Source organism: Terrisporobacter mayombei, assembly GCF_020748465.1.
Taxonomy (GTDB): domain Bacteria; phylum Bacillota; class Clostridia; order Peptostreptococcales; family Peptostreptococcaceae; genus Terrisporobacter; species Terrisporobacter mayombei.
In genome coordinates, this window is record NZ_JAHZMP010000001.1 from 520109 (window position 1) to 546696 (window position 26588).

Annotated in this window: 24 protein-coding genes; 11 read left to right on the plus strand and 13 right to left on the minus strand. The window is 27.4% G+C overall.

The window, feature by feature from the left end; all coding sequences use genetic code 11:
* Nucleotides 1-9 precede the first annotated feature (9 nt).
* From K0039_RS02570 to K0039_RS02585, 4 genes are all read right to left on the minus strand, one after another.
* Nucleotides 10-810 carry a CPBP family intramembrane glutamic endopeptidase gene (locus K0039_RS02570; protein ID WP_228103488.1) on the minus strand — a complete coding sequence of 267 codons (801 nt, stop codon included), beginning with the start codon at nucleotides 808-810 and terminating at the stop codon, nucleotides 10-12.
* A gap of 564 nt (nucleotides 811-1374) precedes the next feature.
* Entirely contained in the window at nucleotides 1375-2529 is a 1155-nt protein-coding gene (locus tag K0039_RS02575) for a DUF116 domain-containing protein (protein ID WP_228103489.1), read from the minus strand.
* A gap of 140 nt (nucleotides 2530-2669) precedes the next feature.
* Nucleotides 2670-3320, minus strand: a complete 651-nt coding sequence (gene fsa, locus K0039_RS02580; protein WP_228103490.1) for a fructose-6-phosphate aldolase — start codon at nucleotides 3318-3320, stop codon at nucleotides 2670-2672.
* A 63-nt stretch (nucleotides 3321-3383) separates the two neighbouring features.
* On the minus strand, nucleotides 3384-4904 hold the full coding sequence (locus K0039_RS02585; protein ID WP_228103491.1) for a VanW family protein: 1521 nt from the start codon (nucleotides 4902-4904) through the stop codon (nucleotides 3384-3386).
* Nucleotides 4905-5070: 166 nt separating this feature from the next.
* Here K0039_RS02585 and mnmL point away from each other — a divergent pair, with 166 nt between their 5' ends.
* Nucleotides 5071-6018, plus strand: a complete 948-nt coding sequence (mnmL, locus tag K0039_RS02590; protein WP_228103492.1) for a tRNA modification radical SAM protein MnmL/YtqA — start codon at nucleotides 5071-5073, stop codon at nucleotides 6016-6018.
* 86 nt (nucleotides 6019-6104) lie between these two features.
* On the opposite strand, the gene K0039_RS02595 is transcribed toward mnmL, so the two are convergent.
* Nucleotides 6105-7034, minus strand: coding sequence for a DMT family transporter (locus K0039_RS02595; RefSeq protein WP_228103493.1), 930 nt, complete (start codon nucleotides 7032-7034; stop codon nucleotides 6105-6107).
* 307 nt (nucleotides 7035-7341) lie between these two features.
* Between K0039_RS02595 and K0039_RS02600 the strand changes: the two genes are divergently transcribed.
* The gene (locus K0039_RS02600) at nucleotides 7342-8724 is read left to right on the plus strand and encodes a sigma-54 interaction domain-containing protein (protein WP_228103494.1); all 1383 of its coding nucleotides are present in this window, start codon (nucleotides 7342-7344) and stop codon (nucleotides 8722-8724) included.
* Nucleotides 8725-8788: 64 nt separating this feature from the next.
* On the opposite strand, the gene K0039_RS02605 is transcribed toward K0039_RS02600, so the two are convergent.
* Both K0039_RS02605 and K0039_RS02610 read right to left on the minus strand, forming a co-directional pair.
* A complete protein-coding gene (locus K0039_RS02605; protein WP_228103495.1) occupies nucleotides 8789-9628 on the minus strand; it encodes a pentapeptide repeat-containing protein in 840 nt (279 codons plus the stop codon).
* Between the two features lie 11 nt (nucleotides 9629-9639).
* On the minus strand, nucleotides 9640-10206 hold the full coding sequence (locus K0039_RS02610; protein ID WP_228103496.1) for a DJ-1 family glyoxalase III: 567 nt from the start codon (nucleotides 10204-10206) through the stop codon (nucleotides 9640-9642).
* Nucleotides 10207-10370: 164 nt separating this feature from the next.
* Between K0039_RS02610 and K0039_RS02615 the strand changes: the two genes are divergently transcribed.
* Entirely contained in the window at nucleotides 10371-10961 is a 591-nt protein-coding gene (locus K0039_RS02615) for a zinc dependent phospholipase C family protein (RefSeq protein ID WP_228103497.1), read from the plus strand.
* A 14-nt stretch (nucleotides 10962-10975) separates the two neighbouring features.
* Here the strand turns inward: K0039_RS02615 and K0039_RS02620 are convergent, their stop codons facing one another.
* The 3 genes from K0039_RS02620 to K0039_RS02630 are packed head-to-tail and all read right to left on the minus strand — an operon-like array spanning nucleotide 10976 to nucleotide 13610.
* Nucleotides 10976-11758 carry a Cof-type HAD-IIB family hydrolase gene (locus K0039_RS02620; RefSeq protein WP_228103498.1) on the minus strand — a complete coding sequence of 261 codons (783 nt, stop codon included), beginning with the start codon at nucleotides 11756-11758 and terminating at the stop codon, nucleotides 10976-10978.
* Nucleotides 11759-11773: 15 nt separating this feature from the next.
* Complete coding sequence (locus tag K0039_RS02625; protein WP_228103499.1) at nucleotides 11774-13012, minus strand: competence/damage-inducible protein A; 1239 nt, start codon at nucleotides 13010-13012, stop codon at nucleotides 11774-11776.
* A gap of 22 nt (nucleotides 13013-13034) precedes the next feature.
* Nucleotides 13035-13610, minus strand: coding sequence for a cupin domain-containing protein (locus K0039_RS02630; protein WP_228103500.1), 576 nt, complete (start codon nucleotides 13608-13610; stop codon nucleotides 13035-13037).
* Between the two features lie 342 nt (nucleotides 13611-13952).
* Here K0039_RS02630 and K0039_RS02635 point away from each other — a divergent pair, with 342 nt between their 5' ends.
* From K0039_RS02635 to aspD, 5 genes are all read left to right on the plus strand, one after another.
* The gene (locus K0039_RS02635) at nucleotides 13953-15155 is read left to right on the plus strand and encodes a DUF819 family protein (protein WP_228103501.1); all 1203 of its coding nucleotides are present in this window, start codon (nucleotides 13953-13955) and stop codon (nucleotides 15153-15155) included.
* A 31-nt stretch (nucleotides 15156-15186) separates the two neighbouring features.
* Nucleotides 15187-16167 carry a dipeptidase gene (locus tag K0039_RS02640; RefSeq protein WP_228103502.1) on the plus strand — a complete coding sequence of 327 codons (981 nt, stop codon included), beginning with the start codon at nucleotides 15187-15189 and terminating at the stop codon, nucleotides 16165-16167.
* Between the two features lie 260 nt (nucleotides 16168-16427).
* A complete protein-coding gene (locus K0039_RS02645; protein ID WP_228103503.1) occupies nucleotides 16428-17336 on the plus strand; it encodes a D-alanine--D-alanine ligase in 909 nt (302 codons plus the stop codon).
* 67 nt (nucleotides 17337-17403) lie between these two features.
* Nucleotides 17404-18858: a MocR-like pyridoxine biosynthesis transcription factor PdxR gene (gene pdxR / locus K0039_RS02650; RefSeq protein ID WP_228103504.1), complete on the plus strand. Its 1455-nt coding sequence runs from the start codon at nucleotides 17404-17406 to the stop codon at nucleotides 18856-18858.
* Nucleotides 18859-19223: 365 nt separating this feature from the next.
* Nucleotides 19224-20852 (plus strand): aspartate 4-decarboxylase, encoded by a 1629-nt coding sequence (gene aspD, locus K0039_RS02655; RefSeq protein ID WP_228103505.1) that lies wholly within the window; start codon nucleotides 19224-19226, stop codon nucleotides 20850-20852.
* 27 nt (nucleotides 20853-20879) lie between these two features.
* Here aspD and K0039_RS02660 read toward each other — a convergent pair whose 3' ends face one another.
* A complete protein-coding gene (locus K0039_RS02660) occupies nucleotides 20880-21659 on the minus strand; it encodes a sugar phosphate isomerase/epimerase family protein (protein ID WP_228103506.1) in 780 nt (259 codons plus the stop codon).
* A 286-nt stretch (nucleotides 21660-21945) separates the two neighbouring features.
* On the opposite strand from K0039_RS02660, the gene K0039_RS02665 reads away from it, so the two are divergent.
* From K0039_RS02665 to K0039_RS02675, 3 genes are all read left to right on the plus strand, one after another.
* Entirely contained in the window at nucleotides 21946-23856 is a 1911-nt protein-coding gene (locus K0039_RS02665) for an ABC-F family ATP-binding cassette domain-containing protein (protein WP_228103507.1), read from the plus strand.
* 90 nt (nucleotides 23857-23946) lie between these two features.
* Nucleotides 23947-24681, plus strand: coding sequence for a glycerophosphodiester phosphodiesterase family protein (locus K0039_RS02670; RefSeq protein ID WP_228103508.1), 735 nt, complete (start codon nucleotides 23947-23949; stop codon nucleotides 24679-24681).
* Nucleotides 24682-24804: 123 nt separating this feature from the next.
* Complete coding sequence (locus K0039_RS02675; protein ID WP_228103509.1) at nucleotides 24805-25443, plus strand: cysteine hydrolase family protein; 639 nt, start codon at nucleotides 24805-24807, stop codon at nucleotides 25441-25443.
* Between the two features lie 53 nt (nucleotides 25444-25496).
* Here K0039_RS02675 and K0039_RS02680 read toward each other — a convergent pair whose 3' ends face one another.
* On the minus strand, nucleotides 25497-25748 hold the full coding sequence (locus tag K0039_RS02680) for a hypothetical protein (RefSeq protein WP_228103510.1): 252 nt from the start codon (nucleotides 25746-25748) through the stop codon (nucleotides 25497-25499).
* 122 nt (nucleotides 25749-25870) lie between these two features.
* Nucleotides 25871-26494, minus strand: coding sequence for a DUF3867 family protein (locus tag K0039_RS02685; RefSeq protein ID WP_228103511.1), 624 nt, complete (start codon nucleotides 26492-26494; stop codon nucleotides 25871-25873).
* Nucleotides 26495-26588 lie beyond the last annotated feature (94 nt).

The following is a 26588-nucleotide window of genomic DNA, read 5'->3' on the forward strand; positions in this document are numbered from 1 at the left end:
CTATACTGACTAATTAGCCAGTATAGTTTTTTTTCTGCATTTTCGTTTTTCTTCAACTATAACAACAACCCAAAGTATTATAGCAATAAAAATATTTATAACATTGCATATGCCAGCTGCTATAGATATTTCAAACTGTAGACTTTGAGATGCCATTAATATGAAATTCCAAATAGAATGAAAAATAATTAAAGGCCATATATTTTTCATCTTCATTGCAAGACCAACAAAGGCAAAACCTAGTAAAGATGAATAAAATACTGTAATAAGTGCATCAAGTAAAGAATTTCCCATTACTATAGTTGTTATATGTACTATGGAAAAACCTAAACTACTTACTATCATAGCCATTATATAAGATTTTTCACTTTTAAATGAGTTTAATATTATACCTCTAAAAATAACTTCCTCACAAAAACCTGCCATAGCTGTACCTATAAATACAGTTATTATAAACATATAAATTGAACTATCATAAGCTGATATATGTTTGTTTAATTCAGTTATAAATTTACCTATCATAAATATTAAAACTATTAAGTACGGTACAAACCATATGAAACTTTTTAAGTTTTTTGATGGAAGGCTTATATCTTCCCAATTATAATATTTTTTTATAAAATATAAAATAAATACTGTTGGTGGTATTTGAATTATAAGTTTATAAATAATATTGCTTGAATTTATATTCATTGTTCCTAGCACATTTTCTCCCAATACATTAGATACAACATTTCCTATTAAAATTCCAATGCCCATGGTTACTAAATATCCTATTAATGCCAAAATTCCAGCTTTCTTTTTACTCATAAAATCGCCCTCTTAGTTTTTATTTTTATTATAACTTAATAATTTGTATACTGTAAAATAAGTTTTCTGCTCGATATCTTATTTTTAATAATAATTCAAATTAAAATTAGTTTGATATATTAATAGTAATTGGATAAAATAATTTTATCAATAATAATATAAATAATAAAAGGAGTTTATAATGATAATAAACATAACTGATTTGGCAAAAGCCGCTCTTGATAAGATGTTCAAAAACTACGAAACAGATAACTTAGATAATAAAAAATATGTTCGTATCTATTTGAAAGAAATTGCATGACATGGACCTGTCTTTAATGTAGCTCAGGATGAGCCTACTTCAAATGATAATATATATGTTGTAGACAACAAATACCATGTAATTATCAATAACGATTTATCTTCTAAGTTTTCTGTAGTAAATATTTTTTATAAATCAACAATGAGTTATGGTGATTTTTATATTTCTACTGATTTAGAATGGAAAGATGAATATCACTACTGCAATTGGAGCAAACCTTGGTAATATTCTCCCCTAAAAAAGGAGGTACTCTTTAAACCTCCTTAAATACTTATATTATCATTTATTCCTAATGTATTTAGTAATTTATCTTCATTAATATCCGTCATTATTCCGTTTTCATGCCAGTGATACTTACATCCACAATAATCTAAAAAAACACATTGAGGAACAAATCCTAAACTTTTTGCTTTAAATCCACCTGATATTAAATTAAGAACACATGCAACACCGATTATTCCTATATCTCCATATTGAAACTTTGTTTTAATAGTAATATCTGATTCATGAGGAATTATGTAAACTTGAAAATTATAACCTTTACCTAGCTTATCATATCTATTTACATTGCATGATTTTGTACAATGAGTACATATATATCCTTCTTCAGTTTTTACTGCTTTACAATAATTTTCATTTTTGGCTCTCATACATGATGGAAGCAATAACCTTTTTTCTTTTGACTTAATAAACAGCTCCCTATAGGATTTATTCATTATCTCAGCTCCTACCATGTTTAGATGGTATTCTACTTCTTTTCTTCTACATGTAATATAGTCTTCTCTGTATTTATATTTTTCTTCTGCTAAAATTAAAAATTCACTCACATTCTCTGTATAAATACCTAATTCTATTTTAGCTTTATTTTCAAATATCTCTTCTATTTCTAAAGACGACAAAATTATTTTCTTAGCTTCATCTTCTCCTATACATATAAAATATTTTTCCCACGGTTCTAATCTTTTAACTTCCTCCTTAAAATCACCAATTGCATCTAAATATCCCATTAATTTTCCAAAATTATTTATATTAAGTTCAATTTGTTTATTATCTTCTATGTTCAGAAAATATGTTTCCATCATACCTCTCTTCTTATCAACACTATTCTTTATGATCTCATATTTTCTTAAATAAGATAAAATTATTAAAATATGCTTAGGTATTATTTGAAGATTCACTGCCCTATTTATATAGTTTTTCCACAAAACCCCCATCATTAATATTTCCAAATAATACTCTGAATTTGTTCTTATATTTTCAATATTATTTTTTTCTAAAAAGTTAATAAAGTCTTTTACATACTTTTCACAAGTATAAGATATATTTTTTTCAATATCCAATGTAAAACTTGATAATTTTTTATAAAATAAATTGGAATTATAATTTCCTTTACACAAAGAGTAGGTTATTTCTTTCATATATGGTTTTTCCCTGCCTTTTTATAGTTATTTATTATAAAATTCCATATAAAAAACAAACTTCCTTTTAAAACTATTATTCTTTAATTTAAAATAAAAAAACTCATGAAATTATATTACTAATTCCATGAGTTATTTATTTATTTATTTCCGAATGCATCTTCCCAGTCTTTTTTAAACTTTTCAATTCCTTGATCTGTTAGAGGATGATTTAACATTTGGTATACAAGCTTAGCAGGCACTGTTGCTATATGAGCTCCAGCTAACGCTGCATCAGTAACATGAACTGGATGTCTAACACTTGCAGCTATTATTTCTGTTTCTATTCCATGTATATCAAACATTTCTGCCACAGTTCTTACTAAATCCATTCCATTAGTTGATATATCATCTAGTCTTCCTAAGAAAGGTGATACATAAGTTGCTCCAGCTCTTGCAGCAAGTAACGCTTGATTTGCTGAGAATATTAAAGTAACATTAGTTTTTATTCCCTCAGCAGCTAATACTTTTACAGCTTTTAATCCTTCTGCAGTCATTGGTATTTTCACAACCATGTTTTTGTGAATTTTTATTATTTCCATTGCTTCTGCTATCATGCCTTCAGCATCATCACTATTTACTTCTCCACTTATTGGTCCATCAACTATTGAAGCAATTTCTCTAACTACTTCTGTAAAATCTCTTCCTTCTTTTGCTATTAGAGATGGGTTTGTAGTTACACCACATATTACACCCATATCATTAACTTTTTTAATATCTTCCACATTTGCTGTGTCTAAAAATAACTTCATATTTATAATCTCCTTTGCTCACTTTTCTTTTGTATGTACGTTATTTTTTGAAATTAATATATTTTATTTGTAAATACTTGTGTCAATATATTTTTTATATATCAATTCTCCATTATTATTATACCCATAAAGATAAGTATTTGCCACATTTCCTTTTACAAAACTTACGGGAGTATATTTTTTTCCATCTAAAACACTTTTATTTGACCAAAATTCCACTGTAATTTGACCTCCAACTGTATAAGCATGAATATAGATTGGATAATCATAAGAATTTTTAAATCTTAAGTTTTTACTTCCCGTTGCTAATGTCGCATCTAATCCTCGTTGTACATAGGGTACAGATTTTGAGTGATTATATCTTTCTGTTGGAAGAATGCCTGCTTTTAATTGTGTATTATACAATGTTGTAGAAACTTGACAAACTCCACCTCCTGGAGCATCTTTATGAGTTCCATTTATTATAACTGGAGCCATGTAATAACCATTGCTAAGTTCTACAGGATTAACTTTATCTTCATATGATAATTCTTCTCCTGGCATTAATAATGTTTTATCAATTTTTTTTGCTGCATTAGCTATATTCAGTCCCCTGTTATAACCTGTTCCACCAAAGTACGTTGTTGCAGAAGAAATTTTATAATCTACCCCTTCAAGATCTTTATTATTTATTTTAGGTTTAATTGTCTTATATTCTTCTTTAATAATTATATTACTTTTCACTACTTCATTACTATTTATTTTTTCAATTATTTTATTAATCAAATTTTTTTCATCGATGCTTTTACCATTTTCACCTTTTATTATGTTTAATTTGTCTCCATTCATTTCAAATGTTGGTTCAATAGCTACTAAATGAGTATCATCATAAATTTTATTGACTTCTTCTTGTAAAGCTTCATTATTAACTTTTATATCAAAATTATAATTCCTTTTTACGCTTAAATATATTAAACCAAATTGTTCTAAAAATGATTTATCTTTACCATAACTCATTATTTTATTTTCAACTTTTTTTACATCTAACTTATCAATTATATTGGATACTAAAATTTCATAGTCTTTATCATCTAATTTTATAATAATTTTATTGTCATTGATATCATTTGCCAAAGCATTTACCTTTGTATTTAATTGCTTTTCATTTAGTTTTGAAACATCTTCTTCATACAATGTTATATCTGGGTAAACTAGAAAGTCATATCTTTTGGCACCAAAATACATTATTGTAATTAGTACAAAAAAACATGCAATTCCAATACAAATCTTCTTTTTCTTTTCTATACCTTTTATTGTGTATTTTCTTTCTTCTATTATTTCTCCTTTAATACTTTCTAGTTCTTCACTATTTACATATTCTTTATCATTAAAATTTTCATATTCTTCACAATTATGTTCTTTCATCGTAAGTTTACTTTCTAAACCTTCAGCTTTTTCTTCATCAGTGTTTTCCATATTATTATGAATTTCTGACTTGCTCTCATCCAAATTTTCTTCTGTTAACTTTTCCTTTTCTTCTTTCTCCTGCTTTGCCTTTTGGCGAGCTTTTCTTATAATATCATTATTCTCATCGTCTCTCTCCACAGTATCCCCCCTTTGATTTCATCACTAGTAAATTGTATTAATAAACTTAAACTTTATTCGTTTAAAAAGATTTCATTTTCGTAATCAATTATTATATACAAATTTGTATATAATAAAAATTTATGTTAATATAACTAGGTATAAATCATAAGAAAAAGGTGATAAAATGACAAAGTTCAAATATGCTTTTGATGACAATAAAAGATATCATACTTGGAATTACTATCTTAGAAATACATTTGGTGAAAAAATATTCAAGGTTTCTATAAATGCAGGATTCACTTGCCCAAATATAGATGGAAAAGTAGCTTATGGTGGATGTACTTACTGTTCCAAAGAAGGTTCTGGAGATTTTGCCGGTAATCCAAAAGATGATTTAATAAAACAGTTTAAAGAAATTAAAGAGATGATGCTTAAAAAATGGCCAAGTGCTAAGTATATTGGATACTTCCAAGCTTATACAAATACTTATGCTCCTCTAGATGTTTTAAAAGAAAAATATGAAACTATCTTAGAACAAGATGATGTAGTAGGACTTTCTATTTCTACCCGTCCAGACTGTTTGGAAGATGATGTAGTAGAATATTTAGGTGAATTAAATAAAAGAACTAATCTATGGGTAGAGTTAGGTCTTCAAACTATTCATGACTCAACTTCAAAGATTATAAATAGAGGTCATGATTATAAGACCTTCATAGAAGGAGTAGAAAAGTTAAAAGCTAAGAATATAAAAACTGTAGTTCATATTATTAATGGTCTTCCTGGAGAAGATTATAATATGATGATGGAAACAGCTAAGGCTGTGGCTGATTTAAATGTTCATGGAGTAAAAATACATTTGCTTCATGTTATAAAGGATACTCCAATAGCAAAAATGTTAGAAAAGAACATGATGACTTTAATGGCGCAAGAAGAGTATGTAAATCTAGTTTGTGATCAGTTAGAAATTCTTCCATCTGAAATGGTAATCCATAGACTAACAGGTGATGGTAAAAAAGAAGATTTAGTAGGTCCTCTTTGGTCTTTGAAAAAATGGGAAGTACTAAATGCCATCGATGATACTCTAAAATCAAGAGATTCTTATCAAGGTATAAAGTACTCATCTTCAAAATAATAAATTTTCACATTAAAAAAGTCCTTCGTAAAATTATTTGCGAGGACTTTTTTATAATTTATAATTATAAATTTTAAAGGGCAATGTTATGCTTGACCTGCAACCTTTCTAAGGTCTAAATCAAGACTTTCTTCACTTGCAGATGGTATTTTAGTAACACTTTTAAGAGCTACTATAGCAGAAACCATCATTAAGCAAACTCCAATTATTTTTACAGTATTAAATGGTTCTCCCATGATTATCCATCCAATCATTTGTGCAAATACTAATTCTATTGATGCTATTACACCAGCAACAGAAAGTTCTATTCCACTTTTTACACCACTTGTATAACAAATATAAGCAAGAGCTCCTGAGAATAATCCAAATCCTATTATATTTAAAACTACAGATATATCTCCTAAACTAGCTCCAACCTTAACAAAATTTACTCTACCTACAAGAAGTAACGCTCCTGTTAAAAATGAATAAATCATCATTGTTAAATTGTTTACTTCTTCTAATATATTTTTACTTATTATTGGCATTAAAGAATAAAGAATTGCTGCCATAATACCACTTATAATTCCGAATGTACTTATACTTTGTAAATCTAAACTTCCTCCTGTAACAGCAAGTATAGCTGCCACTACACATATACCTAAAGATAATAACTTCATTTTATTAATTTTCTCTTTGTATATAATTTTAGAAAAAATTGTGATAAATATTGGTGAAGTATAAAGTAATACAGCTGCTACTGCACTTCCTGCACTTTTTATTGAATTTACATAGCAATAATTAAATAATCCTTGGCAAAGTAATCCTATAATTATGGAATAAATTAATCCTTTTTTTGATATTTTTAATAAACTTGGATTTTTTATAATTGCATATGAAACTAATATAATACATCCCATTGAAAGTCTTAAAAAACTTATTTCTTCTGTTGATAATCCTACATTGCTTAGGTTTGTTGTAAATAATCCTATACTAGACCAAAAAAGACCTGCTAGTAATATGTATAAATATCCCATCTTTCTTTTCCTCCATTTGAAACTCTATAATCTGTCTTTTGATTCCAATATTAGTTGTAGCAAATAGTATGCCAACTTTTATATTTTAATTTTCTTTAACAAATTTGTTGAAATTCAGCCATTTTTTTTTATTATACTTATACAGTTCAATTTTTTTTAGATTTAAAATAAGTAATTTAACAAAATAAGTTGATTTTAACTTATTATTCCAATATAATTAAGTTATTTATGACTTATTTGTACTATAGCGAAAATTAAGCAATATAATAAGTCGAAAACGACTTATTATAAAAAAAGGGGGATAACTTTGAAATTCAAAGAAGATTTTTATAAAAAAATCATGGATGCATCCCATGATGAGATTTGTGTCGCTGACAATGAAGGTAATCTAATTTATTGTAATAAAGCATTTGAAAAAAACTATGGAATAAAAAAAGAAGAAATGCTTGGTAGAAATGTTAAGCTTTTATCTGAAAAAGGTTATTCCACAGTAGGAGCCATACCTCAAGTTTTAATAACAAAAAAAACTAGTTCTATGGAACAGTTTACTAATACAGGAAAAAAGCTTGTATTAACAGCTACCCCCACATTTGATGATAAGGGTGAAATTGAATTTATAGTTGAAAACACTAGAGATATTACAGAACTTAATCAAATAAAAAATAAATTAACAGATACACAAAATGAAGTTAATAAATATAAAAACGAAATTGAAAATATATATAGAACTACCCTTAAAATAGAAACTGATATTATTCTTACAGGAAGTGTTATGAAACCTATAATCAATACAGTAAATCAAATTTCAAAAACAAATGTTATAGTTTTACTTCTTGGTGAATCAGGTACCGGAAAAAGTTCATTAGCCAGATATATACATAAAAATAGTAGAAGAGCTGATAAACCATTTATAACTATTAACTGTGCAACAATATCACCAGAACTTCTTGAATCCGAATTATTTGGCTATGTACCAGGTGCTTTTACAGGCGCTTCAACTAAAGGAAAGGCTGGTCTCGTAGAGCTTGCTCATGGCGGAACTTTATTCTTAGATGAAATTGGAGAGATTCCTCCAAGCCTTCAAGCAAAGTTTCTTCAGTTAATTCAAGAAAAAACCTTTACTCCAGTAGGTGGCATGAAAGAGAAAAAGGTAGATATTCGAATTATATCTGCTACGAACTGTGATTTATTAAAAAAGGTAGAAGAAAAAACATTTAGGGAGGATCTTTACTACAGATTAAATGTTATTCAATTAAAAATACCTCCTCTTAGAGATCGAAAGGATAATCTGATTGAATTAATAAAACATTATTTTAATAAGTATTGCTTTGAATTTAATATAAATAAAATAATTACCAAAGATGCTATAAAGTTAATTTCTTGCTATGATTTTCCTGGTAACATTAGAGAGCTTCAAAATATTATACAAAAACTTGTATTAACCTCTACTACTCATGTTATTACAGAAAAAAATCTGCCAAAAGATATATTCAACTATAACTTCGATTTTAATATAGAAGATAAGGAAGACTTTTTTAATGAACATGATTTTGATACTTTAATGGAATCCTACGAAAAAGAGATTATTTCTAAAACCTATAAGCATTATAAAAGTTCATATAAGGTTGCCAAATGTTTAAATATATCTCAATCCAAAGCTAGTAGGCTTATTAGAAAGTATAATCTATAATAATTTATAGATTATACTTATAGCAAATAAAGAAAATACCAGAATAAGCTGGCATTTTCTTTATTTATTTTTCCCAATAAGAAGGTCTTTTTATAAATATAGGCAATTTAGTTTTAGAGTTTCCTCTTGCACTATTTATTTGAGACTGAGTAAGATACATTGTATTTTCTAAATTACAACCTCTAATATCTGCACCCCTCATATCTGCTCCTATAGCAATTGCCCCACTTAAATCCGTATCTTGTAAATTTGCCCCTATTAATAAAGTCCCTGCTAAGTTTGCTCCTATTAAGTTTTTATTCCTAAGGTCTTTCCCTATAAAATCAAAGCCTAAGGGTTCATCCTTTTTTCTTTTAGAACTTATTTCTTTTATTACATTTGCTCTAACTTCTTTTAATAAATAATTTACCTTTGTTCTATGTTCTTCAACATTGATATTTAATATTTTACTTGCACAAAGATTTGTAAGATTTTCTGTTTCTATTATCATCTGATTTATTCTTTTTCTCAAGTCTTCACTTTCTGTAAAAGTAAAACTATCATATAAGTACCAAATCATTTCTTGTAAATTTTTTACTACTACAAAAACGTCATACATTTCCTGTGATTTTTCTTGTGAATTTTGCCAACTTACATTTTCATATATATTTTGAGCAACTTTTTGACCGGCTCCAAAACAGTCATAGTTAATACATCCCTTAAGATTCTTTTTACTTAAGTCTTTATGTATTTTACAAGTAAAATCTTTTTTAAGATTTTTACAAGGTTGTCCTGCAATCTTATCTTCTGGAAAATTATCCATTGTAGAAAAATATAAGGCTACACAACAAAACCCAAAGCATTTACTACAATCTATCTTTAAATTCTTATAAAAATTCATCTCATTATAATTTCTATACCTCATTTTGACTCCTGTTATTTAGTAAATTTATTATAAAAATTCACTAACATTCCTTCTTTTATATCTTCCATTTCATTTATACATCCTAGCTCTTCTAATATTGTTAGAGCAAAAGCTAAAGCAGTTGCTGGTCCTCTACTAGTTATTATATTATCATCTATTACTACAGCCTGGTCTTCTATATAATAAACATTTTCTTTTTCTTGGATAAAACCAGGGTAAGATGTACATTTCTTACCTTCAAGTACATTAAAATATTCTAATGTTTCTGGTGCAGCACAAATTGCAGCAACAATTTTTTTATTTTCATTCATTTTAGTAATTAATTCTTTTACACAGTTCGCTTTTAGGTTTTCTGCTCCTGGTAATCCCCCTGGAAGTACTACAGCGTCATAATCACTAGTATTAATATCTTTAATATTACAATCAGATTGTACTACTATATTATGAGTTCCTCTCACATACTCACCTTCAATAGAGCACATTTTACAATCGACATTACCTCTTCTAAGCACATCAACTACTGAAAGCGCTTCTATTTCTTCAAATCCATCTGCTAATAAAACTAATACTTTTTTCATTTCTTCCTCTCCTTAATTCGTAGTAATAATTTTTAATTGGAAGCATTATCATATTGAAATTTTTTTTCATTCTTGCTATTATTTAATAGATAGTTATTATAAGCAAAAATTTAGAAAATTCAAATATATCGTTTAGCTATACACAAAACTTATGAGGTGAATCAATGTTAATAAACACACATTTTATTATATCTAAATCTGTATTAGATAATCTAGAGTCAAATAAATCTTTCTTTTTAAGTGAAAAGAATTTTATTTATGGTAACATTAAACCAGATATCTCTTCGAAATATGTGCTGAATAAGCATTATTTAGATGAGTCTCTATCTATGGTTCTTGAAAAAATAAAATATCTATGTCACTTAACTTTAGATTCTTTAAAAAAATATTTTTCCATAAGTAAGCTAAGTCAAGAGTTAGGTGTTATTTGTCATTTTCTATGTGACTTTTTCACTACTCCTCATAGCGAACGTTGGGAGTTTACTCATAGCATGAATAAGCATGTTGTCTATGAAAAGGAGCTAGCTTCTTATGCTAAAGACATGGATTTTTCAAATTGTGATTTAAATTACAAAATTGATTATAATGTGGAAGAATTCTTCCATAACCTATACAAAAAATATAAATCTATTCAAACTAGCTATGAAAATGACTTAAAGTTTTCATCATATGTTTGTAGCATGATTGTAAATCATGTTCTTGACTCAATCTTGACTAACACAGCAAATTCTTACACATTAGAAAATTGTGTATAAAATAAATAGGACTATTATTTAGTCCTATTTATTTTTTTAATTTTTTCTATTCCATCTCTAACGCTATTAACTATATAAGATGCACTTTCTTTAACATCTTTATTTGATTTATCCATTGCAAAACTATATTTTATATCTTTTAACATACATATATCATTAGGTGAATCTCCCATAGTTGCAACTTCATTTAAGTTTATATTATATTTTTCACAAATATGCTCTATTCCATGACGTTTAGATACGTGATTAGGAACTATATTTAGGGTATAAGGCCCAGATAAGTAAATATCACAAACTTCACTAAATTCATTTTTGTAATAATACTCTAATCTTTTAAGTTCATCCATATTATTTGACACTATACCTACATTTCCTACTAAGTTGTCAAAATTTTCTTTTTTAAACATTTCTTCATCTAAAATATAATCCTTAGTATAATTACTAAAAACTTCTTCTCCTCCACTCAAAATAATATCTCCATTATATTTTAAATAAAGATAAGCTAAGTCTGATTCAAATCTGCTTATAATTTTTCTCACTAAATAATCATCTATTGGCTCTTTAAATATTAAATTTTTATATTTATCAAAAATGAAAGAACCATTTTCACAAATAAAATATCCATTTAACTTAATTTTTTCATTTAGCATATTATATGCCTGTTTAAAAACTCTTCCTGTTGCCACATGGAATATTACACCTTCTTTTTCTATCTCCTCTATGGCTTTTATATCTTCATCACTAATTCCATTATTGTAAAGTGTTCCATCTAAGTCACAAAATATATGTCTTATCATTTTGCCTCCTAAAATCTATATCATATTTATTAATTCTAATCTTAAGTCATTTAACAAAGTTTTACACGCTCTGTATCTAATTTGTTGTCTATCACCATTGAATATGTATTTTTTCACAATAGTATTATTATTTATTTTAATTCCCATATATACAAGCCCTAAAGGCTTTTCTTCAGTCCCACCCTCTGGACCTGCAATGCCTGTTGTAGATAATCCAATATTAGTATTATGTCTTGCAGCAACTCCTTCTGCCATTTCTCTTGCACACTGCTCGCTAACTGCGCCTACAGAGTTCAGAGTTTCTTTTCTTACATTTAAACTCTTCATTTTTGCTTCATTTGAATAAGTTACGCAACCTTCCATAAAAACTGAAGATATACCAGGATAATTTATTAGATAAGAAGATACCATTCCTCCTGTAAAAGATTCTGCAACTGCTATAGTTAAGTTGTTTTTTACTAAAATTTTTGCAACTTCATCTTCTATTGTGGTTTCATCTTCTCCATATACAGTTTCCTTAAATCTATTTTTAATTTCTTTTGCTACTGGTAAAATTAATTTTTCTACTTCTTCAACAGTCTTCCCCTTTGCTGTTATTCTTACAGTACACTCTCCATCCTTTGCATAAGTTGCTATGGTAGGATTTACTTGGTTTTGAATCAAATCTAATAAATCATTTTCCACCTTTGATTCTCCCACACCAATAATTCTAATAACTTTTGACTCAAGTATATCTTCACTATTTTTTTGTAAAAATGGTTTGACAAAGTTATCAAACATGGGCTTCATTTCTCTTGGAGGCCCTGGCATTACAATTATAGTTTTATTATCTTTTTCCATAATACATCCTGGCGCTGTGCCATATTTATTTGGTAGTATAATAGAGTTAACAGGAAAATAAGCCTGCTTTTTATTATTTTCAGTTGGCGTTTTTTTCATTTTATTATGTATTTCTATAATTTTATCCCATGAAGGTTGGTGAAATTCCATTTCTAAGTTAAAATATCTGGCACAGACTTCTTTTGTAAGATCGTCTTCTGTTGGACCCAGCCCTCCTGTTAATACTACTAAGTCACTTCTTTTAAAACTTTCTTCCAACTGGTTTAGCAACCTATTTTCATTATCTCCTACAGTTATTTGATAATATACATCAACTCCCATATTTGCTAATTCATTAGATAAATAATGAGTATTTGTGTTTAGTATATCTCCTAAAAGTATTTCAGTACCTACAGTAATAATTTCTGCTTTCATTAATATCACCTTCTTATTTATTTTAGAATGATGGTGGTGTCATAGCACAAACTAAGACACATATTTCATCACCATAATTTTCATACACATGAGGAATTTTACTATCAAAATAGAAACTATCACCTTTTTCTAAAATATATTCCTTATTTTCTAGTATTATTTTCATCTTCCCCTCAATTATATATCCACATTCTTCTCCTTTGTGAGAAACTAGCTCTTTATTTATTTTAGTCTCTTTACTTAATGTAATCAAAATAAATTCTATGCTTTTATTATTTAAGTTTGGCATCAGCAACTCGTAAGACTTCGTAGAGTCATTAGTATTAATAGATTTTCTATGATTTTTTCTAACTACTATCTTTTCCTCTATATTTTCATCATCTTCATCAAAGAAGTAACCAATGTTAACTTCTAATACATTGGCAATTTTCCACATAACTTTTATTGATGGGACTACCATATTTCTTTCAATTTGACTTATAAGTCCTGTACTTAACCCACTTTCTTGTGATAAATCTATAATACTAAATTTCTTACTCTTTCTCAATTCTCTAATTTTTTTACCAATGTCAATGTTCATATCAATATCTTTTTTCATTTATTCACTTCCTTAATCCTCTTCAATCCTTATAATCTTTTATTTTTTCAATATATTAAATTTCCCAATTTATTCATATGTAATACTTTTTATATTTTCATAAATATAATACTACATATATTTCCAATTTATATTAAAGATAATAAAATTTCAAGTAAACTTAAAAAGTATTTATAATATTTAACAAATAAGTTTACAAAAGACATATTTTTTTAATATATTCACAGTATTTTATTAATATTCTTAATATTTTTTCAATATATTGAAATTTGGTAAATTTTGTATTATAATTAAAACAATTTCAATATATTGAAATTTCCAAAAAATTTATGGGAGGTTATTATGAAAACATTAATCAGTTCCGAAAATATATGGGTATTATGGGCTTTTATTACAGGTTGGGCAGCTTTTAGTATTTATTTAGAACAAAGATTTGAATGGGCTTCTAAAGTTTCAGGTGCTATCATCGCTCTTGTTGGAGCATTAATTTTATCTAATTTGAAAGTTATACCTACAGAGTCAGTGGTGTATGATCAAGTATGGACTTATGTTGTTCCCTTAGCAATTACTCTACTTCTTTATCAGTGTAATATCACAAAGATATGGAAAGAAAGTGGAAAGATACTAGTATTATTTTTAGTTAGTGCCATAGGTACCATGCTTGGATCTACTTTAGGATTTTTACTTTTAAATAAACATATTCCTGAATTAGGACAACTAGCTGGTATGATGACTGGTTCATACATAGGTGGTGGTGCAAATTTTGCTGCCATGGCAAGCGCTTTTGATATTCCTGGAGATTTAGTTTCAGCTGCAGTAGTTTCTGATAATCTGTTAATGGCTCTTTATTTCTTTGTATTAATTTCTATTCCATCTATCGCTTTCTTTAGACAAAAATTTAATCATCCTCATATAGAAGAAGTTGAAAAAGTAGGAATAAAAGAAGGTGAAACAGCTGCATCTTCATATTGGAAAAGCAAAGAAGTGTCTTTAAAAGATATAGGATTTTGTATAGGTTCTGCTTTTATAATAGTTGCTACATCTGTAAGCTTAGCAGAGTTTTTAGCTTCTATTATACCAACGTCTAATGCGTTCTTAAAAATAATTAATACTTTACTAGGTAACCAATATTTAATAATAACAACTGTAACTATGCTTTGCGCTACTCTTAAATCAGATTTTTTTGGAAACTTAGGTGGTGCTCAAGAAATAGGCACATTTTTAATTTATCTTTTCTTTGTGGTTATAGGTGTTCCTGCGTCAATATCATCTATAATTAATAATTCACCACTTTTACTAGTGTTTTGTTTAATAGTAGTCTTAATAAATATGTTAGTAACATTTGGAGCTGCAAAATTATTCAATTTTAACTTAGAAGAAGCTATTTTAGCATCTAATGCATGTATCGGTGGTCCTACAACTGCAGCAGCTATGGCTGTTTCTAAATCTTGGTCTAAACTTATAGCACCGATTATGCTAATAGGAACTTTAGGATATGTAATAGGAAATTACTGCGGCATAATAGTTGGAAATTTTTTAATGTAGCAAGTAAACTATTTATGAAAGAAGGGGTATTATGATATTTGATTGTCATTCTGATACTTTCACTCATATTACTTTAAGAAGAGAAAAAAGCGAAAATAATATTTTTAAAAATTATCATTTGAATAATTTTAAAAAAGGTAATGTTTGTGGTAGTATCTTTGTTATATGGATAGATCCACCCTATGATAGTAATCCATCCCTTAGAGCAAAGGAAATAGTAAGTGCTTTAAAAGATGAAATTAATGAAAGCAAAGATATTATTAATGTGGTGAGATCATATAAAGATATTGGAAAGTGTTTTCTCAAGAGCAAAGTTGATATTGTAATTGGTATGGAAGGCTTAAGTCATATAGGTAGTGATCTAGATAAAATTAACTATTATCATAATGAAGTTCACGTTAGACATGCTTCTCTCACTTGGAATGAAGAAAACGAACTGGCTACTGGAGTTTGTGGTGATGATAATAGGGGGTTAACTTTAGTTGGTAAAAATACTGTTAAAAGGTTAGAAGATTTAAACATGTTGGTAGATGTATCTCATCTAAACGAAAAATCTTTTTGGGACTTAGTAAATGTGGCTTCAAAACCAATAATAGCATCTCATTCCAATGCAAAATCATTATGTGATGTTAAAAGAAATCTATCTGATGAACAATTAAAAACTATTGCAAAAAGCGGTGGTGTAGTTGGACTTAATGGATTTAGCGGTTTTGTAAGTCATAATAAAGATAAGCAAAATCTCCAAGGATTTGTTGATCATATAGACTATATGTCAGATTTAATAGGTATTGATCATATCTGTTTAGGTTTTGATTATTGTGATTATTTAGAGAGTGATACACTTTCTTCTTTTTCACAAGATGTGAGTAATCCCAATGTAGAAAATCTTCAAAGTGCTTCTCATTCTAACAATGTTACTAGAGAGCTTAGAAAAAGAGGTTATCTTGAAGATGAAATAGATAAAATAACTCATAGAAACATATTTAGAGTCATGGAAGATGTTTTAAAATAAAGAAAAGAAGAATGCTGCATTTAGTACATTCCTCTTTTCTTTTTTAAAAACCACGCTATTTAAAAATTAAGCTATCTGTGGTACTTTCAGATTTAACAACTTAAACATATAATTGTTACTAGAAAAATAAATTTACCACAAAACTACAAGCGATTGGAAATTATTTGCTTGACTAAAGCTAAATGCTAGTGGCAAAAAATAATATATGTGAATTTTTATCTTATGTATTTTACATGAGTTATATTAAGGAGTTGTTAATTATGAAGAAAAAAGTGGCTGTTTTAATGGGTGGAATTTCTACAGAGAGGGAAGTTTCTTTAAATTCAGGAAGATCTGTTCTTAATTCTTTAGATAGAGATAAATATGAAGTACATGAAATAATCTTAAATAATAAAATGGATGTTATAAATAAAATGCCAGAAGGTATCGAGTTTGCTTTTTTAATGTTACATGGTAAGTACGGTGAGGATGGTACTATACAAGCCATATTAGAATCTATGGATATTCCTTATTCTGGATGTGGACCTTTAACTTCTGCCATGTGTATGGATAAAAATATTACTAAAAAAATGTTAAGAGATTCTGGTGTTCCAACTGCGGATTGGACTATAGCAAAATCAATAGATGATATAGACTATGACAAAATAGAAGAAATGGGATATCCGATTTTTATAAAACCAAATAGTGGTGGTTCTTCTGTTGCTACTTTCAAAGTTGAAAGAAAAGAAGATGTTGAGGCTGCTGTAAAGGCTGGTTTAGAAGTTGATAATGTGGTGATGATAGAACAATATCTACCAGGTGATGAATACACTTCTTTTGTTTTAGATGGTGAAATTTATCCAACGATAAAAATATCAACTACTAAAGGTTTCTTTGACTATGAAGCAAAATACTCAACTGGTGCTAGCGCAGCAAAAGAAGAAATAGTTTATTTAGATGATGAATTACAAGAACAAATTGATAAAGCATCTAAAACAATTTGGGATATATTCTACTGTAGAGCTTATGTAAGAGTAGATTTTATATTATCAAATGGAAAATTTTATGTTCTTGAACTAAACACACTTCCTGGAATGACAACTACAAGTTTAATCCCAAGAAGTGCTAATGCTAAAGGTTTATCTTATAGCCAATTAGTAGACAAAATATTGGAGACGTCAATAAAATAATAGCCTAGACTAAAACAAGTTTATTTAATATAATTACTTTATATAAATAAAGCTTAGAGGTGATAATTTGTTATTCTCCGATTTAACAATTAATGAAAATGAACCAATATATATTCAGATAAAAAAATATTTGGAAGAAATGATTTCTAAAGGACTTCTTCCTCACAATTCTAAGCTTCCTTCAACAAGGGAGCTTAGCTTGCTTTTAAATGTAAGTAGAAACTCTATTATATCGGCTTATGAAGAGTTAAAGTCTGATGGTATTATTTATTCTATTTCTGGAAAAGGAACTTTTGTGAATAGTGATAATAATATCAGTAACAGTCACTGGAATATAAATTATAAAAACTTTGAAAATGATTATATGAAAACTGCCAATAAGATGGATATTATGAAAAGTGAAATACGATGGAAATCTGGTCAAATCTCTTTTAAAAGTATATCTCCTGATGGCGATTTATTTGATATGGAAGAGTTAAAAAAATCTTTTTTAAATAGATTTAATTTGGAAGGTCACAAGTTACTAAACTATGGCTATGCCCAGGGATATAAGCCATTAATAGACTATTTACATAGATATATGAACAAAAAAGGTGTAAATACTACAAATAAAGACATTCTAATAGTCAATGGTTTTACGGAAGGATTAAATCTTATAATCTCAACACTAACTAATAAAGGTGATTATATATTTTGTGAAAATCCTACACATAATACCTCTATAAAAATAATGAAATCCTATGGACTTAATATTATTCCAATAAACATGGATGAAAATGGTCTTGATTTTAAAGACTTAGATATGAAGTTAAAAAAATATAAAAGCAAAATAAAATTTTCTTATATTACTCCTTCTTATCATAATCCTACAGGTATGGTTATGTCTCCAGAAAATAGATACAAGTTTTATAATTTAATGAAAAAAAATAACATCCCAATTATAGAGGATGGATTCAACGAGGAACTTCTCTATTCTTCTTCTCATATATTTCCTATTTGTTCTTTAGATAACAATAGCAATGGTGTAATTTATATTGGTAGTTTTTCTAAAATATTATTTCCAGGACTTAGAATAGGATGGATTATATGTGATAAAAATCTGATAGATAGATTAGAAAGTGTAAAAAGATGTACTACTATACATGTTTCTTTCTTAGATCAAGGCATCTTGTATGATTATTTACAAAATGGAGCCTTTGAAAAATATATAAAAAAGACTAGAAAGTTTTATGGGGATAAATTTAACTTTGCCAAACAGTGTGTTGAAAAATACATAGAATGTGATTATATATTAGGCGATGGAGGACTTCATTTGTTTTTAGTTTTTAAAGATTTAAATACTCGAAAACTTCTTAATGAATGCTATAAAAAAGATGTAATCTTTATGCCTGGTGATTTATTTTATATTGATGATAAAGGCCAAAATACCCTTCGACTAGGGTTGTCTCGACTATCTGATGAAGATATAGAAAAAGGAGTTAAAATTATAGGTGAAACTATAAAAGAACTAGACCATAAATAAATTATAATTTCTTTACATATAAAAAATGCGTAAAGTCAATGGCTTACGCATTTTTTATATATAGATGTTATTTTTTATACATATATCTCCCATAATAAAAACATTATAAAATTCAACTCATAATAATAGTATTACTTTATTTCTCTTATTCCAACAAATAATATATCACTTTACAATAAGTTTGTATTTTAAAATATACCTTTTTATATTAAAGGCTTCCAAGCAATATACTTTATATGTTATAATTATATTAAACATTTAACCTTACTTATTAAATTAAATCTGTGATAAGTAAATTTTAAATATTAATGACATAATATAAATGACAAAACTTTTTATAAATATACATAGGGAGGAATCTTTTAATGACGGGTGTAAATCTTAATAGACAAGAATTAGAAAATATATATGGTCAAATAAGTCCTTTTGAATTCAAAAATAAACTTATAGAGCTAGCTACCATATCGAATAGGAAAAGTACTAGAACTTTACTTGATGCTGGTCGCGGAAATCCAAATTGGGTTGCTGCCACACCTAGAGAAGCATTTTTTACTTTTGGTCATTTTGCCGTAACAGAAAGTAGACATTCTTGGGATAATGGTGATTTAACTGGAATACCTAAAAAAACAGGAGTATATGATCGTTTTTGTAAATTTGTTGATAAAAATGCTACTATGCCAGGCATAAATACTTTAAAAGAAATTATAGATTATGGTATCAATGATTTAAAATTTGATGCTGACCATTTTTTACATGAATTAACTGATGCAATAATTGGAGATAACTATCCTTTCCCTGACAGAATGCTTGTTCATATAGAAAAAATAGTTAAAGAATATCTAAAAACAGAAATGAAATATGACTTAGAAAAAGGTGGAGACTTTAATGTGTTTGCAGTGGAAGGTGCCACTGCTGCCATGTGTTATATATTTGATTCATTAATAGCAAATAACTTACTTCTTAAAGGAGATAAAATTGCCATAATGACTCCTGTATTTACACCTTACTTAGAAATTCCTCATCTTCCAAGATACGAGTTTGAAGTTGTATATATAAACTCTGATGAAGTTGATGAAAAAGGTGAACATACTTGGCAATGCTCACAAAAAGAATTGGAAAAATTAGCAGATTCAGATATAAAAGCATTATTTGTAGTTAACCCAAGTAATCCACCTTCAGTAGCCATCTGTGATAAATCCATATCAAAAATAGTAGATATAGTTAATAATCATAATCCTAATTTAATGATTATTTCCGATGATGTTTATGGTACTTTTGTTCAAGGATTCAGATCTTTAATGGCAGATTTACCATACAATACCATAGGAACTTACTCTTATTCAAAATACTTTGGTGTAACAGGTTGGAGACTTGGTACTATTGCTTTACATGAAGAAAATGTATTTGATAAATTAATAAAAAATTTACCTTACTCTATAAGAAAGAGAACCAATAAAAGATACTCTGATATGAACCCAATACCAGAAAATGTACCTTTTATAGATAGAATAGTTGCTGATAGTAGACAAGTAGCCCTAAACCATACTGCCGGTCTTTCTACTCCTCAACAAGTTCAAATGGCCTTCTTCTCTGCATTCACTCTTATCGATAGAAAGAATGAATACAAGAAAAAAACTATGGATATATGCATTAGACGTAAGCAATTGTTATTTAATTCTTTAGGTTTAGAATTAAATAATAATCCAAATGATGCTTGCTACTATACTGAATTTGATTTATTACAATGGGCTGAAAAAAACCATGGCTTAGAATTTGCAAACTATTTGAAAGCAAACTTCAAACCTGTGGATATATTATTTGATTTGGCTCAAGACTCATCAATTGTTCTACTTGGTGGTGGTGGATTTGCTGGACCTGAATGGTCTATAAGAATTTCACTTGCTAACCTATATGATGAAGCTTACGCTACTATTGGTATAGCTTTAAGAAGAATACTTGATGACTACGTAACTAAGTGGAAAAAAACTTTATAAGTTAAATAGGTAGCTATGTATAGCTACCTATTTTTGTGTATTCAGTTTTATAAAACCCTCTTTTACTAATATATCCAAAGATTCTTTCAACTGTTCTAAATCTGTAATTTCCAGAGAAATAGTTATATCATTATTTATATCATTTAATTTCTTAAGTATGCGTATTACATCCATGCTTCCTTTATCTATTCCATAATGACTATCTTTATCTTTATAATTATTATGTAAGTGTATATGATTTAATTTATAAGAAAGATTATTTATCCATTCTTCCACACTTATTTCAGAATAAGCATTTATATGACCTATATCTATACATATAGAAAAATTATCTTTATTTGTTTTCTTCATTAAATCATCCAAAAGCTCGTAATCTTCATCAAGTACATTTTCTATAACTATTTCCTTATTATTTTTTCCCTTTATAAAATCAGTCCAAAAATCATACGCGTTATTTTTCCATTCTATATACGTATAAGTCCTTGGTGTATATCCATTATGATAAAGAATTTTATTTGCGCCTAAACTATTTGCTACCTCGTATGCTTGATCCATTCTCAACTTTGTTATCCTTTTTATTTCACTATCGCGACTTGCCGGACACAAATCTGCATATGGGCCATGAATTATTAAATCAACATTTTTATATAAATCTTTTAGCTCCTTTTTGTATATCTCCATAATCTCATATCTATTATCCAATATATAAGGATTAGCAAACTGAACAACTTCCAAACCTACATCATATTTTCTTAGTATTGGTAAAATTTTTTCTGTTTCTACTAACTGAGATACATAAAATTTCATCTTATTCCCCCTAATTTTTATATCTTGTATAATTCTCTTCTTTAATCCTAATACTATAAATTTTACATATCTTTTCAATAAACATCAAACTTTCATTTATAAAATTTTAACTTTTCAAAATCACTAGTCTATGAATATGTATTTGAGTTATAATAAGTTTATATTTTGACTAATAATTATAAAAATATAAATAAGGTTTAAAATATTATTACTATATTTGAAAATCATTGTTTTTTATAATTTTATCTATAAATATAATAAATGATAATATGCAAAGGTGATAGAAATGAATTTAATAAGCTTAGAAAATATAAGTAAAAACTACTCAGAAAAGGCATTATTGAATAATATTTCTCTGGGTATAAATGAAGGAGAAAAAATAGGACTTATCGGTGTTAATGGTACTGGTAAATCTACTTTATTAAAAATAATAGCTGGAACTGAGGAAAGTGAAACTGGAACTACAATCAAGGCTAACAAAGTCAGAATTGAATATCTTCCACAAAACCCGTACTATGATGAAGAAGCCACTGTTCTTGAACAAGTGTTTAAAGGTACTTCTTCTGAAATGAAATTAATCGGTCAGTACCAAGATATATTAGAAAAAATAAATAATACTTATGATGAAAGTTTAAATAATAAACTACTTTCTCTTCAAAGTAAAATGGATGATTTAAATCTATGGGATTTAGAAAGTGATGCAAAAACTGTACTTATGAAATTAGGTATAAAAAACTTTAATCAAAAAGTCAAAGAATTATCTGGAGGACAAAGAAAAAGAGTATCTCTTGCTTCTGCTTTAATTACTCCTTGTGAATTGTTAATTCTAGACGAACCTACTAACCACTTAGACAACGATACAATAGACTGGTTAGAAGAATATTTAAATAAATTTAAAGGTTCATTACTTATGATAACTCATGATAGATATTTCTTAGATAGAGTTACTAATAGAATAATAGAATTAGACAAAGGTAAGTTATTTAGCTATGATGGTAACTACTCTGTTTTTTTAGAAAAAAAAGCCGAAAGACTCGATTTAGAACAATCATCAGAACTTAAGCGTCAAAATCTACTTAGAACAGAACTTGCTTGGGTTAGACGTGGAGCTCAGGCCCGTAGTACTAAACAAAAAGCAAGACTACAAAGATTTGATGAACTTGTTAATGCAGATAAAAATGTAATTGATGAGAAGTTAGATATATCTGTAGGATCTTCAAGGCTGGGAAACAAAATTATAGAAATACATAATATATCTAAAACTTTTGATAATAAAAAAGTAATCGATAATTTAGAATACACTTTAGCTAGACATGACAGAATAGGTATTATAGGAAAAAATGGTTTAGGTAAGTCTACTCTAATTAACATACTTGACGGGAAAATCAAACCAGATAGTGGTGAAATTGAAATAGGTGAAACAGTTAAAATAGGTTGTTTCTCTCAAGATGATTCACATATGCATCCGGATATGAGAGCCATCGATTATATAAAAGAAGAAAGTGACTATATCACAACTGCTGATGGAAGTAAAATTACTGCTTCTCAAATGTGTGAAAAATTCTTATTTGATGGAACTATGCAGTATACTTATATTAGAAAGTTGTCTGGAGGAGAAAGAAGAAGATTACACCTTCTTAGAATTTTAATGTCTGCACCTAATGTTCTTTTACTTGATGAGCCTACAAATGACCTAGATATAGAAACTTTAAATCGTCTTGAGGACTACTTAGATGAATTCAAAGGTGTCATTATAACTGTATCCCATGATAGATACTTCCTTGATAGAATTTGTAATAAAATATTCGCCTATGAAGGTAGAGGTAAAATTCATATATATACAGGAAATTACAGTGATTATATAGTATATAGAGAAAATGAAAGAATAGAATTTGAGGAATTTGATCAAAGTGCTCCTAAAGAAGAAAAAGTTAAAAAAGAAAAGCCAAAAAATGATAAAAAACTTAAGTTCTCTTTTAATGAACAAAGAGAGTTTGACACTATTGATAATGATATTGCAAAATTAGAAGAAAAAATAGAAAAACTCGAAGGAGATACAAGCAAGTTTGCAACAAACTTTACAAAACTTCAAGAAATAATGAATGAAAAAGAAAAGTTAGAAGAAGAATTAGAACATAAATATGAAAGATGGGAATATTTAAATAATCTAGCAGAAGAAATAGCTAACCAAAAATAAGTTTGCCTTCGTACATAACGCCAATGTCTAAGTCTTTATTTCGTGGCATACTTATCCTGTTACTTAAAATTTAGTTTGGAGGTTTAGATAATGAAAATAATCGCCAATAGAGGACTAAGTGGATTTTATCCAGAAAACACCATGTTAGCCTTTAAAAAATGTCTTAACTTGAACATATATGGCATTGAACTAGATGTTCAAAAAACAAAAGATAATCAACTTGTAGTTATACACGACGAAAAAGTTGATAGAACATTTAATGGTACCGGTTATATTAAGGATATCACTTTAAGGGAACTTCAGTCTTTAAATTCTAATTTTAAAAATTATGAAAATAATAAGGACTGCAAAATACCTACTCTAAAAGAAGTTCTTATATTATTTAAACCGACAGACTTTATAATAAACATAGAACTAAAAAATAGTAAAATAAAATATAAAAACTTAGAAGAAAATGTGATCGACTTAGTAAAGGAATTAAAAATGGAAAGAAGAGTAATTATATCTTCTTTTAGGATGAAAAGCCTTCATAAAGTAAAAGTTCTTTGTCCTAAAATAGCAAGGTCTTATTTGATAAGTGAAAAATTTTATAAATATAGACTTAAAAGTATGATCTTTTCAAAATCTATAAAAAACAAATCTACTTATATAAGCAGTAGTTATTCTATTACAGACAATAATTTTATTAAGAAATGCCACAGAAGGGATCTACAAATTCTTTGTTACACAGTAAATACTGTTGAAGAATACGAAAAACTATTAAAACTTAAAGTAGACGGAATATTTACTGATTTTCCTAATATACTTTCTTCAATAAGCAAATAAACTTAATCTACATTTATGGAATTTTAGTCAAGTTTTGAACAAGCCAAAATGTATATACAGATGTATTGACATAATCTCTTAGTAAATATAAAATAAGCTTATATTCTGCTGGGAGGTTTTTTAATGGAAAAAATATTAGATAATTACAAAGCATTGCTAAATAATTTGGATAACTTATATAACGCTGATATTAATGACTATGATTTAAATAAAACTGGATTATTTATAGTAGATATGAATAATGGATTTGCTAAAGAAGGAGCCTTATCCTCTCCAAGAGTAGAAAAGATAATAAAACCTATAGCTAATTTTGGGAAATCAATATGCTCTAATGTAGATACAATTGTAGCTTTTACAGATACTCATAATGAAGACGCGGTAGAACTAAAAAGTTACCCTACCCATTGTCTAAAAGGAAATAAAGAAAGCGAAATTGTGGAAGAAATACTAGATATAAATAACATAGAAATACTAGAAAAAAATTCTACCAATGGATTCTTTGTTATGGATATAGAGAAATACAAAGATTTAGATAATTTTATAGTTGTAGGATGTTGTACTGATATTTGCGTATATCAGTTCGTACTAACTTTAAAAACATATTTCAATCAAAATAATTTAGATAAAAACATTATCGTTCCTATGAATTTAGTTGAAACTTATGATATAGATATGATTCATAGTGGTGATTTCTCAAACACTGTTTTCTTAAATAGTATGATACAAAATGGAATTAATGTAGTTAAAAATATTTTAATATAATTAAAAAGGTGCTATTTCAAAAAGAAATAACACCTTTTTATTATAATTGCAAATTAGGCTACTATATTGTTGGTAAGTGCCATGCCTAACAATACAAAGCCAAGAAAAATATTTATAATTCCTAATGTACAGTCTTCTGATTCAGTATTCACCAATATTTCTTGGAATCCTGTATAAAATAATCCGGCTATACATAAACATGAAATAATTAAAATCGTTGGTATTCCTAAAATATAAATTTCATTAATACCTAAAAATAACGCTAAAAATAATAATAAAGTTTCCTTTACTGCTGTTAATATCATTATCTATTCCTCCATTCCCCCCTTATATCCCTATTGTATTTCACTTCTTCCAACAAATCCATAAGATTTAAAATTTTCTGTAAATACATCCAATAAAAAATACACTTCTATTGAAGTGTATTCTAATAATCGTACTCTTTGCAGTTTTCACAAATAATTATTTTTAATTTGTTATTACAAATACTTTTATATGATAATAATAATTCATTTAGTTGAGCATCTACTAAATTTATGGAACCTTCACTAATTAAAGTTACTTTTTCTTTTTCAATAATAATCTTCATATCATTTACTTCATTCTTTAAAAAAGTTGTTATTAGCTCCTTGCTCTCTAAATCTTTATTATATTTTTTATAAAAATCAGAATTTTTATCTATATCATTATCTATTTTTTCTTTTATTGTATTTATTGTACTTTGTGTATTATTTGTAGGATTAAATTTATTTAAATCATCAAAGCTTAAGCTATTAGGATTTAACCCAAGATTTCTTATTTGCTCATCTAGTTCTGTTGGATCTACCCCATATCTTTCCATTAATTTATTTTGCATCTTCAAAAACTTTTCTTGAGATATATTATTTTCTCTCATATATTCATATATTTTAGATGTAAATTGAGACATAGTCATACTTCCATCTGCCACAGAGAAATATAAATCATACATATAATTTTCAAATTTATCTACATCACTGTCTTTCACTTTATTTTTTAATTCATTAAAATCAATTATTCTATCATCAGACATGTTAATTCCTCCTGCCAAAATTATACTTAATATGAATTATACCACAATTATTTAAATATACATAATATAAAAAGAAATGTGGTGATTATTTTGT

What these genes read in the sequence shown, in the direction of transcription:
- K0039_RS02570 (WP_228103488.1), bottom strand. Translation starts at nt 810, where the DNA reads ATGAGTAAAAAGAAAGCTGGAATTTTGGCATTAATAGGATATTTAGTA.
- K0039_RS02575 (WP_228103489.1), bottom strand. Translation starts at nt 2,529, where the DNA reads ATGAAAGAAATAACCTACTCTTTGTGTAAAGGAAATTATAATTCCAAT.
- fsa (WP_228103490.1), bottom strand. Translation starts at nt 3,320, where the DNA reads ATGAAGTTATTTTTAGACACAGCAAATGTGGAAGATATTAAAAAAGTT.
- mnmL (WP_228103492.1), top strand. Translation starts at nt 5,071, where the DNA reads ATGACAAAGTTCAAATATGCTTTTGATGACAATAAAAGATATCATACT.
- K0039_RS02595 (WP_228103493.1), bottom strand. Translation starts at nt 7,034, where the DNA reads ATGGGATATTTATACATATTACTAGCAGGTCTTTTTTGGTCTAGTATA.
- K0039_RS02605 (WP_228103495.1), bottom strand. Translation starts at nt 9,628, where the DNA reads ATGAGGTATAGAAATTATAATGAGATGAATTTTTATAAGAATTTAAAG.
- K0039_RS02610 (WP_228103496.1), bottom strand. Translation starts at nt 10,206, where the DNA reads ATGAAAAAAGTATTAGTTTTATTAGCAGATGGATTTGAAGAAATAGAA.
- K0039_RS02615 (WP_228103497.1), top strand. Translation starts at nt 10,371, where the DNA reads ATGTTAATAAACACACATTTTATTATATCTAAATCTGTATTAGATAAT.
- K0039_RS02620 (WP_228103498.1), bottom strand. Translation starts at nt 11,758, where the DNA reads ATGATAAGACATATATTTTGTGACTTAGATGGAACACTTTACAATAAT.
- K0039_RS02625 (WP_228103499.1), bottom strand. Translation starts at nt 13,012, where the DNA reads ATGAAAGCAGAAATTATTACTGTAGGTACTGAAATACTTTTAGGAGAT.
- K0039_RS02630 (WP_228103500.1), bottom strand. Translation starts at nt 13,610, where the DNA reads ATGAAAAAAGATATTGATATGAACATTGACATTGGTAAAAAAATTAGA.
- K0039_RS02635 (WP_228103501.1), top strand. Translation starts at nt 13,953, where the DNA reads ATGAAAACATTAATCAGTTCCGAAAATATATGGGTATTATGGGCTTTT.
- K0039_RS02640 (WP_228103502.1), top strand. Translation starts at nt 15,187, where the DNA reads ATGATATTTGATTGTCATTCTGATACTTTCACTCATATTACTTTAAGA.
- K0039_RS02645 (WP_228103503.1), top strand. Translation starts at nt 16,428, where the DNA reads ATGAAGAAAAAAGTGGCTGTTTTAATGGGTGGAATTTCTACAGAGAGG.
- aspD (WP_228103505.1), top strand. Translation starts at nt 19,224, where the DNA reads ATGACGGGTGTAAATCTTAATAGACAAGAATTAGAAAATATATATGGT.
- K0039_RS02660 (WP_228103506.1), bottom strand. Translation starts at nt 21,659, where the DNA reads ATGAAATTTTATGTATCTCAGTTAGTAGAAACAGAAAAAATTTTACCA.
- K0039_RS02665 (WP_228103507.1), top strand. Translation starts at nt 21,946, where the DNA reads ATGAATTTAATAAGCTTAGAAAATATAAGTAAAAACTACTCAGAAAAG.
- K0039_RS02670 (WP_228103508.1), top strand. Translation starts at nt 23,947, where the DNA reads ATGAAAATAATCGCCAATAGAGGACTAAGTGGATTTTATCCAGAAAAC.
- K0039_RS02675 (WP_228103509.1), top strand. Translation starts at nt 24,805, where the DNA reads ATGGAAAAAATATTAGATAATTACAAAGCATTGCTAAATAATTTGGAT.
- K0039_RS02680 (WP_228103510.1), bottom strand. Translation starts at nt 25,748, where the DNA reads ATGATATTAACAGCAGTAAAGGAAACTTTATTATTATTTTTAGCGTTA.
- K0039_RS02685 (WP_228103511.1), bottom strand. Translation starts at nt 26,494, where the DNA reads ATGTCTGATGATAGAATAATTGATTTTAATGAATTAAAAAATAAAGTG.